Below are 13,168 nucleotides of genomic sequence, written 5' to 3' on the forward strand. Positions count from 1 at the left end.
AGGTGATCCACGCCGACCCCCTTCCCACCCGGGTCCGGGTCGGCTACGGCATGGGCAGCGTCGCCACCGGGGCGTTCGGCACCGTGCCGGGTCTGATGCTCCTGCCCTACCTCACCGACACGCTGGGGGTGGCGGCCGGCGTGGCCGGAGTGATCGTCTTCGCACCCAAGGCCTGGGACGTCGTGCTCAACCCGATCGCCGGCCGGATCAGCGACCGCAGCAGGTCTGCCGCCGGGCCTCGCCGACCGTTCCTGCTTCGAGCCGGAGTGGGTCTGGCGGTCGCCTTCGCGTTGCTCTTCGCCGGACCGGGTCTGGGGAGGACCGGCGAGGCCACCTGGGTGGTCGTGTGCTTCCTGGCGTGCGCCACGGCATACGCCTTCTTCCAGGTGCCCTACGTCGCGATGCCGGCCGAGCTGACGCGGTCCTATGACGAGCGGACCCGGCTGATGATCTGGCGGGTCTCCTTGCTGGCGTTGACGATCCTGCTCACCGGCGCGAGCGCGCCGGCGATCCGCGACGCGGTCGGGGGGCGGCCGGGCTACCGGGCGATGGGCGTCGTCGTCGCAGCCGTCATCCTGGTGGGCGTGCTCGGTGCCTGGCGCGGCACGGCGGGTGCGCCCTCGCACTCCGTCGAGTCCGGGGTCGGCTCGCTGCGCGACCAGTTGCGGGTGGTCGCACGAGCACGGGACTTCCGCCGGCTGCTCACCACCTTCGTGCTCCAGGCGCTCGCCACCGGTGCGATGCTGGCGGGCGTCGACTACGTGTCGCGCTACATCCTGGGCGGATCCGGCGCCTCCACAGTGCTCTTCGTCTGTTTCGTCGGGCCCGCGCTTCTCCTGACGCCGGTGTGGAGCCGGGTCGGTGCACGGTTCGGCAAGCGCAACGGATATCTCGCGGCCTCGGTGCTGCTCGCGGCCGGTGCCCTCGTCCTGATCGCAGCCACGCGCCTGCCGGCTTTCGGGGTCTACCTCGCGACCGCGCTGGTTGGATCCGGGTATGCGGGCGCGCAGGTCTTCCCGCTGGCCATGCTCGCGGATGCCGCGGCGGTGGACGCGGCCCGCACGGGGTCGGGGCGGGTCGGGGTGTTCACCGGGGTCTGGACCGCCGGCGAGACCCTGGGCCTGGCCCTCGGCCCGGGCCTCTACGGCCTCTGCCTCGCGCTCGGTGGCTACGTCTCGTCCTCGGGCGGGGTGACTCCCCACCAGCCGAGCTCGGCGATCCTTGCGATCGTGCTCGGGTTCTCGCTGCTCCCTGGGACACTGACGGTGCTCAGCCTGTGGTGGTTGCGTCGCTACTCGCTGACTGCCGCCGACGTGGACCGCTACCTGCCGAAGGAGCACCGATGACTCCGCCCCGCTCCAAGGTCGCCTCGCTCGTGCTGGCCCGGCTCGCAGAGCTCCAGCGTGCCGACCTGCCCGTCCACGGTGGTCGCACCCTCGCCTACGTCTATGACGGTGGGGTCGAACGCGCGGAAGAGGTGGGACGCGCCGCGATGGCGGCGTATGCCGGCAGCAACGCCCTCGACCCGACCGCCTTCCCGAGTCTGCTGCGGATGGAGAACGAGCTCGTCGGGCGCGCGGCCGACCTGCTCGACGCCCCGGACGACGCGGTCGGCAACCTCACGTCGGGCGGCACCGAGTCGATCCTGTTGGCCGTGCAGGGCGCCCGGGACTCTCGGCCCGAGGTCCGGCGGCCCCGGATGGTGCTGCCCAGCACCGCCCACGCTGCCTTCCACAAGGCCGCGCACTACTTCGGCGTCGAGCCGGTGTCCGTCCCGGTGGACCCGGCCACGCTGCGCGCCGCCCCTGACGCCATGGCCGCGGCGTTGGACGAGCGCACCGTCCTCGTGGTGGCGTCGGCCCCGTCCTATGCGCACGGAGTCGTGGACCCGGTCGAGCCCATCGCGGCAGCGGCGGCGGAGTGCGGCATCCGGTGCCACGTCGACGCGTGCATCGGCGGCTGGATCCTCCCGTATGCCGTGCGGCTGGGCCGGTCGGTCCCGCCCTGGACGTTCGCGGTGCCGGGGGTCACGAGCATCTCGGTCGACCTGCACAAATACGCCTACACCCCGAAAGGCGCCTCGTTGCTGCTGCACCGCAACGGGGTGCTGCGGGAGCCCCAGCTCTATGCCAGCGCAGCGTGGCCCGGCTACACGATGCTCAACAGCACCATGCAGTCGACCAAGTCGGGTGGGCCGGTGGCTGCCGCCTGGGCCGTCACCAAGGCCTTCGGCGACGACGGCTACCTCGAGGCGACGCGCGAGGCCCTCGCCGCCGTCGACCGGGTTGTCGCCGAGGTCGACGGCATTCCGCAGCTGCGCGTGGTGGTGCCACCGGACAGCACTCTCGTGGCTCTGGCCACGGACGACAGCTGTGACGTCTTCACGTTGGCCGACGAGATGGGTGAGCGGGGCTGGTACGTGCAGCCGCAGATGGGGTTCGCCGAGGTGCCAGCCACCCTGCACCTCTCCGTCAGCGCGGGCACGAGCGCTCACCTGGACGAGTTCGCCGCTGTCCTACGCTCGTCCGTGGCTGCTGCCGTCTCGGCCGGCCCCGTGGTCGTGCCGGAGGGGCTGGCCGACGCGGTGGGACGGCTCGACCCCTCCGAGCTCGACGAGGCGACGTTCGAGGGGCTGCTGGCGACGGCGGGGCTCGATCTCGCGGCCGGCCTGCCGGCTCGGATGGCGCCGGTCAACGCCCTCCTCGATCTCGCGGCGCCGGACCTGCGCGAGGCGGTGCTCAAGGCCTTCCTCGCGCAACTGTCCCGCCCCGTCCGCGGCTGAGGGCACGTCGCCGGCCACCGGCTCGGCACGGACGGTACGCGACACGCAACCTCTCCGTGACTCGTATGGCGCCGACACGCCCGGCCTCGCCGGTGGCGCCACTGATGCGGGTGATCGGGCCGCGGGGGTGCGGGTGGAAGTGTCCGGACCGGACGCGGACCAGCCGGTGCTGGGCCGGCTTGGTGGCGCGGTCGTATGTCTGTCCGAGGCGCTCGACGATCAGGTGTGGCGTCTGGGCGATGACCAGCTCGGGACGTTGTTGGACCAGCTGGGCCGGTTGCGTCGCGACACCGCACGACTGCTGACCGCGGCCGTGACCGAGGCGACCAGCCGGTCCGCGCCCGATCGAGAAGGGCACTCCTCGACGGGGGACTACCTGCGAGCCCACCTCGGCGACGGGGCCGGCGGCATGGATCCGACCGCCGCGCACCGGACCGGGTCGGTCGCGACCGGCTGCCGCGACCCCCGGCACCAGCCGTTGGCGAAAGCCGTCGAGGCCGGGCGGGTGCGGGTCGACCAGGCCGCCAGGGTGTTGCGCGTGCTGGAACAGATCCAGCCTTACCTGGACCCGGACAGCTACACCGCCTGCCAGGACGACCTGATCACCACCTGCACCGGCGGTGCCAGCGACCGGGTACTGCGCCGGGTCCTGCGGGACCTGGTCGACGAGCACAAGCCGGTCGACTCCGACGAACTGGAGAAGGCGCAGAAACGCAACCGGGGTCTGTACGAGCGAACCTCGACCGGCGGAACCACGGAGTTCGTGTGGAGGTTGGACCCCGAGGGCGCGGCGTTCGTGCGGGCCGCGATCGGTCCGCTGGCCAAACCGGTGCCCGACGAGGACGGGCCCGACCCCCGCTCGCCGCAGCAGCGGCGCAGCGACGCGCTGATGGCGATCGTGCAGCGCGGGATGACCTCGCCCGGCGCGGCGCCGACCACCAGCAACGCGAAGGTGTTCATCACCCTGTCGCTGCAGCAGTTGGTGGGTGAGCTGTCCGGGCTGGGCTGCACGCTGACCGGGGAACAGCTGACCGCGGCGGCGGTGCGACGCCTGGCCTGCCAGGCCGACCTGGTCCCGGTCGTGCTCGACACGGCCGGTCACGTCCTCGACCTGGGCCACACCGCCCGACTGGCCAGCCCCGCCCAACGCGCCGCGCTGTGGCTGGAAGAACCCGAATGCACCTACCAGGGCTGCACCATGCCCGGCCAGTGGTGCATCGCCCACCACGCGATCTGGTGGTCCCGCGGCGGGGCGACCGACCACGACAACCTGCACCTGCTGTGCCCCCGCCACCATACGAAGGTCCATGAGCACGACCTGCACTACGTCACGGACCCCGACGGCACCCCCGCCTGGCGCTATTGACCACCCCGCCCCCACCCGCCACACCCGAGGCGGGTACATAACCATGCCCGTTGTGGCACATGCTGGGCACGAGCATGCCCATCGTCGGCAGCCGTCCGGTGGAGACGTCTGGTCGCCGACCTCGCAGCCCGCGGCTGGCGGCCGGCTGAGACACCCTGGGGCCGCGCTGAGACTGGGCTGAGAGGAGGAGGGGCCAGCACCTCGGCCGCAGCCGCTCGGCATACGGTGGGCGCAGGAGCCGGCCACCGGGGCCGGCGTTCGCGGAAGGGCCGTGATCGTGGCAGTGGAGTCACCGTCCCACCACCGTGGAGCCGACGCCTGTGCAGGCGGTCCCTGCGCAGGGCTCGGCCGGCGGACCTTCGTCAAGGGAGTCGGGGTCGTCGGAGCCGGTGTTGCCGGCGTGGCAGCGTTGGCGGCCTGTGGCGGAGGCAGCAGCGCCCAGTCCGGCCCGTTCGAGGTGAAGGAGTCCGACGTCCCGGTCGGGGGCGGCGTGATAGACGCCATCCACGAAGCCGTCGTCACCCAACCGACCAAGGGGGAGTTCAAGGCGTTCTCGGCGATCTGCACCCACCAGGGGTGCACGGTGGACCGGGTCGCCGACGGGACCATCGACTGCCCCTGCCACGGCAGCAGGTTCGACATCACCCACGGCAAACCGGTCCAGGGCCCGGCGAGCACGCCACTGCCCGCCAAGAGGATCACCCGGAAGGGCACGCGGCTCGAGATCAGCTGACGGGGACGCCTGGGCTGCTGTCTGTCGCATTACCTAGGGTGGGGGTGTGGCTGACCCGTCGTCCTATCGTCCGAAGCCGGGGCAGATCCCGGTGGATCCGGGTGTCTACCGCTTCCGCGACAAGGACCGTCGCGTCATCTACGTGGGCAAGGCCAAGTCGCTGCGTTCGCGGCTGTCGTCCTACTTCCAGGACCTCAGCGCGCTCCACCCGCGCACCCGCACGATGGTCCTGACCGGCGCGAGCGTCGAGTGGACGGTGGTGCGCACCGAGGTCGAGGCGCTGCAGCTCGAGTACACCTGGATCAAGGAGTTCGACCCGCGATTCAACGTCAAGTACCGCGACGACAAGTCCTATCCCTACCTCGCGGTCACGATGGGCGATGAGTTCCCCCGCGCCCAGGTCATGCGCGGGGCCAAGCGCAAGGGCACCCGATATTTCGGTCCCTACGGGCACGCGTGGGCGATCCGCGAGACCCTCGACCAATTGTTGCGCGTCTTCCCGGTGCGCACCTGCAGCGGAGGCGTCTTCAAGCGTGCGTCGCAGGTGGGGCGTCCCTGCCTCCTCGGATACATCGACAAGTGCTCCGCGCCTTGCGTCGGGCGGGTGACCCCCGAGGAGCACCGTGCGATCGCGGAGGACTTCTGCGACTTCATGGCCGGCAACACGAGCAAGTTCGTCAAGCGGCTCGAGCGGCAGATGCGGGCGGCCTCCGACGAGCTCGACTTCGAGCGTGCGGCCCGGCTGAGGGATGACATCGGTGCCCTTGAACGGGCCCTCGAGAAGTCGGCGGTGGTCCTGCCGGACGCCACCGACGCCGACGTCTTCGCGCTCTCCGACGACGAGCTCGAGGCCGCGGTCCAGGTCTTCCACGTCCGGGGCGGTCGGGTGCGCGGGCAACGCGGCTGGGTCGTCGAGAAGATCGACGAGGGTTTGCCCGAGCTCGTGGAGCACCTCCTGCAACAGGTGTATGGCGGTGAGTCACCCGAGGGTGTCCCGCGTGAGGTGCTCGTCCCCGTCCTGCCACCCGACGACACGGCCGTGGCCGAGTGGCTCGCCGAGCGGCGCGGCGCACGGGTGGACCTGCGGGTGCCGCGCCGGGGCGACAAGCGGACCCTGATGGAGACCGTCCGGCGCAACGCCGACCAGGCCTTGGCCCGCCACAAGGTGGCCCGAGCGGGTGACCTGACGCTGCGCAGCCAGGCGCTCGAGGAGCTCCAGGAGGCCCTCGAGCTGGGTGAGGCGCCGCTGCGCATCGAGTGCTACGACGTGAGCCACGTCCAGGGCACCAACGTCGTCGCCTCGATGGTCGTGTTCGAGGACGGGCTGGCGCGCAAGTCGGAGTACCGCCGGTTCATCATCCGCGGCGGCCCGGAGGGGACCGCGCTCGAGGGCCGCACCGACGACACCGCCGCGATGCACGAGGTGCTCACGCGCCGGTTCCGCCGCTACATCGAGGACCGCAGTGAGGCCACGGACATCGAGGGCACCGATGGCGATGGCGCGGACGACGGCGACGACGGTGGGCGGTCCGGGCCGATCGACCCGGAGACCGGTCGGCCGCGCCGCTTCGCCTACCCCCCGCAGCTCGTCGTCGTGGACGGCGGCCTGCCCCAGGTCAACGCGGCCGCCGCGGCCCTGGCCGGGCTCGGCGTCGACGACGTGGCCGTCGTGGGCCTCGCCAAGAGGCTCGAGGAGGTCTGGCTGCCCGGGCGGGAGTTCCCGGTCATCCTTCCCCGCACCAGCGAGGGCCTCTACCTGCTCCAGCGCGTGCGCGACGAGGCGCACCGGTTTGCCATCACCTTCCACCGTCAGCGTCGGTCCAAGGCGATGACGCACAGCGTGCTGGACGACGTCCCCGGACTGGGTGAGGTGCGGCGCAAGGCGCTGCTGCGACAGTTCGGTTCGGTCAAGCGGCTCCGCGCGGCCGAGGTGGACGAGATCCAGCAGGTTCGCGGCATCGGCCCCGCGTTGGCTGTCACCATTCATCGTGTACTGCATGATGAGTCCCCGGCCGAACCGGCGGTCAACGTCACGACCGGCGAGGTGCTCGACTAGGTGAAGGAGGATCAGGTGACCGATCACCCCACACCCCCGACACCTGTCGCAGGGGGACCGGGCAAACGCGCCGCGGACAACGCCGACGCAGGCGGTGCCTCGGGCGCGAGTTCCGACAGCGATTCCGGCAAGGACCCCGGCCGTCCGGTCGAGTCGGCCGAGGCCGCCGTGCCCGACGACACCGAGATCGTGGTCGTCACCGGCATGAGCGGTGCCGGCCGCACCACCGCCGCCAACGTCCTGGAGGACCACGGCTGGTACGTCGTGGACAACCTGCCGCCGCAGATGCTGCTGCCGATGATCCAGCTCGCCAGCAGGTCACGTGGCGCGGTCACGCGGCTCGCCGCGGTGGTCGACGTGCGGGCCCGCAACTTCTTCGACGAATTCCATTCGGCATTGGAGACCCTTCGGGCCAAGGGCTGGCACGCAACGGTGGTCTTCATGGAAGCCACCGACGAGGCGCTCGTGCGACGCTTCGAGTCGGTCCGCAGGCCGCACCCGCTGCAGGGGGACGGGAGGATGCTCGACGGCATCCTCCGCGAGCGGGAGATGCTCGGTGACCTGCGCTCGGAAGCCGACGTGCTCATCGATACCTCGGGCCTGAACGTGCACCAGCTCGCCGCGAAGGTCGACGAGATCCTCGGCACCTCGGCAGGCCCACGGCTGCGGATCGCGGTGATGTCGTTCGGCTTCAAGTACGGCATCCCCCTCGACGCCGACCTCGTCTTCGACATGCGCTTCCTCCCCAACCCGTTCTGGATCCCCGAGCTGCGGCCCTTCACCGGTCAGGACCAGGCGGTCTCCGACTTCGTGCTCGCCCAGGAGGGCGCCCTCGACTTCCTCGAGCGGGTGGTGAGCCTGTGCGAGCCGATGCTCGCCGGCTACCAACGCGAGGGCCGCCGCTACGTCACCATCGCCGTGGGGTGCACCGGCGGCAAGCACCGGTCGGTGGCGATGGCCGAGGCCCTCGCTCCCCGGCTGGCCGGCCCCGACGTTGGCACCATCGTCGTGCACCGCGACCTGGGGCGCGAATGAGCCGGGCCAGGGTCGCGGCGCTGGGCGGTGGCCACGGATTGGCGGCCTCGCTGTCGGCGTTGCGCCTGGTCACCGACGGGATCACCGCGATCGTCACGGTCGCGGACGACGGCGGGTCCAGCGGCCGGCTGCGCAAGCAGTTCGACGTGCTGCCGCCAGGCGACCTGCGGATGGCGCTCGCGGCCCTGTGCGACGACACGGAGTGGGGCCATCAGTGGGGCGACGTGCTGCAGCATCGTTTCGCCGGCGACGGCGACCTCGGCGGACACGCGCTGGGCAACCTGCTCATCACCTCGCTCTGGGACCTGCTCGGCGACCCGGTCGCCGGCCTCGACCTGGTGGCCCGGCTCCTGAACGCCAGGGGGAGGGTGCTGCCGATGGCGTCGGTGCCCCTCGACATCGAGGCCAGTGTCCTCGGCGCCGACCCCCATCGGCCGGACGAGGTCACCCAGGTGCGCGGGCAGTACGCCGTCGCCACCACACCCGGCAAGGTGCTCGGCGTCCGTCTCTTCCCCGAGGAACCACCGGCGTGCAGCGAGGCCGTCACCGCTATCCTCGACGCAGACTGGGTGGTGCTGGGGCCGGGCTCCTGGTTCACCTCGGTGATGCCGCACCTGCTCGTGCCGAAATTGCACGAGGCGCTCGTCAAGACCAAGGCCAAGAAGCTGCTCACCCTCAACCTGCTAATGAATGATGTGGAGACAGAGGGCTTTTCGGCGGCCGACCACCTGGAGGTGCTGGCCGCCCACGCGCCCGACCTGCACATCGACGTGGTGCTCGCCGACCCGAGCACGCTGGACGACTCGGGAGCGCTGCTGCGTCGCGTCGCCGCCGGTGTGGGCGCAGAGGTGGTGATCGCACCGGTCGCCGACGTCGACCAACCCGGCCACCACGACTCCCTGCGTCTGGCCGCGGCCTACCGTGACGTCCTGCTCTGAGGCGGCGCCGCGCGTTGACGCCGGATGAGATGATGGCGCGCACACGGGGGGACCGGGGCACGGCCTGCCCCATGACGCGACGAGGAATGACAGGATGGCTCGCATGGCGATGACGGCAAGGGTGAAAGACGAGCTCAGTCGCCTCCAGGTGACCAAGACCTGCTGCCGCAAAGCCGAGGTCTCGGCGACGCTCCGCTTCGCCGGAGGGCTGCACATCATCGGCGGCCGGATCGTCATCGAGGCGGAGCTCGACACCGCCAACGCCGCGCGCCGGCTCCGGCGCGACATCGCGGACGTCTACGGCCATTCCAGCGAGATGGTCGTCGTCGCGGCCGGCGGACTGCGCCGTGGCAGCCGGTATGTCGTGCGGGTGGTGCAGGACGGCGAGGCGCTGGCCAGGCAGACCGGTCTGATCGACACCCGTGGTCGACCGGTGCGCGGACTTCCCCCGCGCGTCGTGAGCGCCGCCGTCTGCGACGCCGAGGCGGCTTGGCGCGGTGCCTTCCTCGCACACGGGTCGTTGACCGAGCCGGGTCGTTCATCCGCGCTGGAGATCACCTGTCCGGGTCCCGAGGCGGCGCTCGCACTGGTGGGCGCGGCCAGGCGCCTCGACATCCAGGCCAAGGCGCGTGAGGTCCGCGGCGTGGACCGGGTGGTCATCCGTGACGGTGACACCATCGGCGCGATGCTCACCCGGCTCGGCGCGCACGACGCCGTGCTGGCGTGGGAGGAGCGACGGATGCGTCGCGAGGTGCGGGCGACGGCCAACCGGCTCGCGAACTTCGACGACGCCAACCTGCGCCGCTCCGCGCGGGCTGCGGTCGCGGCGGGCGCCCGGGTCGCCCGGGCGCTGGAGATCCTCGGCGAGGACGTGCCGGAGCACCTGCGTGAGGCCGGGCAGCTGCGCGTGGAGCACAAGCAGGCCAGCCTCGAGGAGCTGGGCCAGCTGGCCCAGCCGCAGATGACCAAGGACGCCGTCGCCGGCAGGATCCGTCGGCTCCTCGCGATGGCCGACAAGCGCGCCTCCGACCTCGGCATCCCCGGCACCGAGGCCAACCTCACCCCGGAGATGCTCGACGGCTGAGCCCGACCTGCTCGTGACCCACGGCTGAAGGAATCGGGTCCATCCCATAGGCTCGACCTGTCGCACTGCGGTGCGCGCGCTCGGGGCCCGGCTCCGCACGCGACCTCCGATCTCGTTCAGGAAGGCATGATTCCCGTGACCGTTCGCGTTGGCATCAATGGCTTTGGCCGGATTGGCCGCAACTTCTTCAGGGCCGTCCTGGCCTCTGACGCAGACATCGAGGTCGTTGCCTTCAACGACCTCGACGACGCCAAGACCCAGGCACACCTGTTGAAGTACGACTCCATCCTCGGGCGCCTCGACGCCGAGGTCAGCGTCGTCGAAGGCGGCATCCAGGTCGGCGACAAGACGATCAAGTCGTTTGCCGAGAAGGACCCAGCCAAGCTGCCGTGGGGCGACCTCAAGGTCGACGTGGTGCTCGAGTCCACCGGGTTCTTCACCGACGCCACCAAGGCCAAGGCCCACGTGGACGCCGGCGCCAAGAAGGTCATTATCTCGGCACCCGGCAAGAACGAGGACTTCACGGTCGTCATGGGTGTCAACCACGACGGTTACGACCCGCAGGCGCACACGATCATCTCCAACGCCTCCTGCACCACCAACTGTCTCGGCCCGATGGCCAAGGTGATGCACGAGGAGTTCGAGATCGTCAAGGGTCTGATGACGACGATCCACGCCTACACCGCCGACCAGAACCTGCAGGACGGTCCGCACCGTGACCTGCGCCGGGCGCGGGCCGCGGCAATCAACATCGTGCCGACCTCCACGGGCGCGGCCAAGGCCATCGGGTTGGTCCTGCCCGAGCTCAAGGGCAAGCTCGACGGCTACGCCCTGCGCGTCCCGGTGCCGACCGGCTCCGCCACCGACCTGACCTTCGAGGCGGCCCGGGAGACCACCGTGGAGGAGGTCAACGCGGCGGTGAAGGCGGCTGCCGAGGGACCGCTCAAGGGCATCCTGAAGTACACCGAGGACCCGATCGTCTCCAGCGACATCGTGACCGACCCGAGCTCGTGCATCTTCGACGCCGGTCTGACCAAGGTCATCGGCAACCAGGTCAAGGTGGTCGGCTGGTACGACAACGAGTGGGGCTACTCCAACCGCCTCGTCGACCTGATCGACTACGTCGGCCAGAGCCTCTGAGGCATGCTCACGATCGACACGCTGGGCGACCTCCGCGGCAAGCGGGTGCTCGTCCGCAGTGACCTCAACGTGCCGCTGGACGAGGACGGTGCGATCTCCGACGACGGCCGGGTCCGCGCCTCGGTCCCGACGCTGCGGCGCCTGATCGAGGCCGGTGCGCGCGTCATCGTGTGCGCCCACCTCGGCCGCCCCAAGGGCGTGCCCGACGAGGCGTTCTCGCTCGCGCCGGTGGCCCACCGGCTGGGCGAGCTGCTCGGCATACCCGTCGCCCTCGCCCAGGACACCGTCGGCAACTCCGCGCGCAGCGTGGTGGCAGCGCTCGAGGACGGTCAGGTCGCGGTGCTGGAGAACCTGCGGTTCGACCCGGGGGAGACGGCCAAGGACGACGCCGAGCGCGGCGCCTTCGCCGACCAGCTCGCGTCGCTCGCGGACTGCTACGTCAGCGACGGCTTCGGGGTCGTGCACCGCAAGCAGGCCAGCGTGTATGACCTGGCGCAGCGACTGCCGCACGCGGCCGGTGGCCTGGTGCAGGCCGAGGTGGAGGTCCTCCGGCGGCTCACCGAGGACCCCCAGCACCCCTACGCCGTGGTCCTCGGTGGCGCCAAGGTCAGTGACAAGCTCGAGGTCATCGCCAACCTCCTGCAGACCGCTGACCGGTTGCTCATCGGCGGCGGCATGGTGTTCACCTTCCTGGCCGCGCAGGGCCACGAGGTCGGCAAGAGCCTGCTCGAGCGCGACCAGATCGACACCGTCAAGGGCTACCTCGACCTGGCCCGGGAGCGCGGTGTGGAGATCGTGCTCCCCACCGACATCGTGGCTGCGACCGAGTTCTCCGCCGACGCCGACCACGAGGTCGTGTCGGCCGAGGCCATTCCGGCTGACCGGATCGGCCTGGACATCGGTCCGGACTCGGCCGAGGCGTTCGCCGCCGCCCTCACCGACACCCGCACGGTGTTCTGGAACGGTCCGATGGGGGCCTTCGAGATGGCTCCCTTCGCGGCCGGTACCAAGGCCGTGGCGCAGGCGCTCGCCGAGGTGACGGCCGGCGGGGCTCTCACCGTCGTCGGCGGCGGCGACTCGGCAGCGGCCGTGCGCCAGCTCGGCTTCGACGACGACCAGTTCGGACACATCTCCACCGGCGGGGGTGCGAGCCTGGAGTACCTTGAGGGCAAGCAGCTCCCCGGTCTCACGGTCCTGGAGGGCTGAGCACGCATGGCACGCAACAACCCCCCGGCGACGGGGCGCACCCCGCTGATGGCCGGCAACTGGAAGATGAACCTCGACCACCTGCAGGCCACCCACCTGGTCCAGAAGCTGGACTGGACCCTGCGCGACGCCAAGCACGACTACGCGGCCGTCGAGGTCGCCGTGCTACCGCCCTTCACCGACCTGCGCAGCGTGCAGACCCTGGTCGAGGGAGACAAGCTCGACCTCCGGTTCGGCGCCCAGGATCTGTCCGTGCACGACTCGGGTGCCTACACCGGGGAGGTCTCCGGGGCGTTCCTGTCCAAGCTGGGCTGCCACTACGTGCTCGTCGGGCACAGCGAGCGCCGGGAGCACCACGGCGAGGACGACGCGGTCGTGGGCGCGAAGGTCAAGGCGGCGCTCCGGCACGGCCTCACCCCCATCCTGTGCGTCGGCGAGTCGCTCGACGTGCGGCAGGACCAGGGGCACGTGGCCCACTGCACTTCGCAACTGGACACCGCGCTGGACGGAGTCACCCCGGAGCAGGCGCGGGGCCTGGTCGTGGCCTACGAGCCGGTGTGGGCGATCGGGACCGGCGAGGTCGCCACCCCCGCGGACGCCCAGGAGGTCTGCTCCGGTGTCCGCACCCGCCTGGCCGAGCTCTACTCCGGCGACACGGCGGACGGCATACGCATCCTCTACGGCGGCTCGGTGAAGCCCGGCAACGTCGCCGCGCTCATGTCGGAGGAGGACGTCGACGGAACGCTCGTGGGGGGAGCCTCGATCGTGGTCGACGACTTCGCCTCGATCTGTCGCTACCGCGACCACCTGCAGACGGCCTGAACCCCA

General features: G+C 71.1%; 11 protein-coding genes. All 11 read left to right on the forward strand.

Annotation, left to right across the window (positions count from 1 at the left end):
• Positions 1-2: 2 nt before the first annotated feature.
• The 11 genes from FCN22_RS10735 (at position 3) to tpiA (ending at position 13,162) form a co-directional block, all read left to right on the forward strand.
• Positions 3-1,346 carry an MFS transporter gene (locus FCN22_RS10735; protein WP_238384668.1) on the forward strand — a complete coding sequence of 448 codons (1,344 nt, stop codon included), beginning with the start codon at positions 3-5 and terminating at the stop codon, positions 1,344-1,346.
• Entirely contained in the window at positions 1,343-2,782 is a 1,440-nt protein-coding gene (locus FCN22_RS10740) for a pyridoxal phosphate-dependent decarboxylase family protein (RefSeq protein ID WP_137121549.1), read from the forward strand. Before FCN22_RS10735 ends, FCN22_RS10740 begins: the two co-directional genes overlap by 4 nt.
• 139 nt (positions 2,783-2,921) lie before the next feature.
• Positions 2,922-4,148: an HNH endonuclease signature motif containing protein gene (locus FCN22_RS10745; RefSeq protein WP_137121550.1), complete on the forward strand. Its 1,227-nt coding sequence runs from the start codon at positions 2,922-2,924 to the stop codon at positions 4,146-4,148.
• Positions 4,149-4,419: 271 nt separating this feature from the next.
• The gene (locus FCN22_RS10750; protein WP_238384669.1) at positions 4,420-4,881 is read left to right on the forward strand and encodes a QcrA and Rieske domain-containing protein; all 462 of its coding nucleotides are present in this window, start codon (positions 4,420-4,422) and stop codon (positions 4,879-4,881) included.
• A 46-nt stretch (positions 4,882-4,927) separates the two neighbouring features.
• Positions 4,928-6,937: an excinuclease ABC subunit UvrC gene (gene uvrC / locus FCN22_RS10755; RefSeq protein ID WP_137121551.1), complete on the forward strand. Its 2,010-nt coding sequence runs from the start codon at positions 4,928-4,930 to the stop codon at positions 6,935-6,937.
• Between the two features lie 204 nt (positions 6,938-7,141).
• Positions 7,142-7,972: an RNase adapter RapZ gene (gene rapZ, locus FCN22_RS10760; RefSeq protein WP_238384677.1), complete on the forward strand. Its 831-nt coding sequence runs from the start codon at positions 7,142-7,144 to the stop codon at positions 7,970-7,972.
• Positions 7,969-8,910 carry a gluconeogenesis factor YvcK family protein gene (locus tag FCN22_RS10765; protein WP_137121553.1) on the forward strand — a complete coding sequence of 314 codons (942 nt, stop codon included), beginning with the start codon at positions 7,969-7,971 and terminating at the stop codon, positions 8,908-8,910. Before rapZ ends, FCN22_RS10765 begins: the two co-directional genes overlap by 4 nt.
• Before the next feature lie 103 nt (positions 8,911-9,013).
• Positions 9,014-9,994 carry a DNA-binding protein WhiA gene (whiA, locus tag FCN22_RS10770; protein ID WP_137121617.1) on the forward strand — a complete coding sequence of 327 codons (981 nt, stop codon included), beginning with the start codon at positions 9,014-9,016 and terminating at the stop codon, positions 9,992-9,994.
• Positions 9,995-10,129: 135 nt separating this feature from the next.
• Entirely contained in the window at positions 10,130-11,134 is a 1,005-nt protein-coding gene (gene gap / locus FCN22_RS10775) for a type I glyceraldehyde-3-phosphate dehydrogenase (RefSeq protein ID WP_137121554.1), read from the forward strand.
• Positions 11,135-11,137: 3 nt separating this feature from the next.
• Entirely contained in the window at positions 11,138-12,340 is a 1,203-nt protein-coding gene (locus FCN22_RS10780; protein WP_137121555.1) for a phosphoglycerate kinase, read from the forward strand.
• Positions 12,341-12,346: 6 nt separating this feature from the next.
• Complete coding sequence (tpiA, locus tag FCN22_RS10785; protein WP_137121556.1) at positions 12,347-13,162, forward strand: triose-phosphate isomerase; 816 nt, start codon at positions 12,347-12,349, stop codon at positions 13,160-13,162.
• Positions 13,163-13,168: the final 6 nt, after the last annotated feature.

The sequence above is a fragment of the Segeticoccus rhizosphaerae genome (genome assembly GCF_005222685.1).
Classification (GTDB): Bacteria; Actinomycetota; Actinomycetes; order Actinomycetales; family Dermatophilaceae; genus Segeticoccus; species Segeticoccus rhizosphaerae.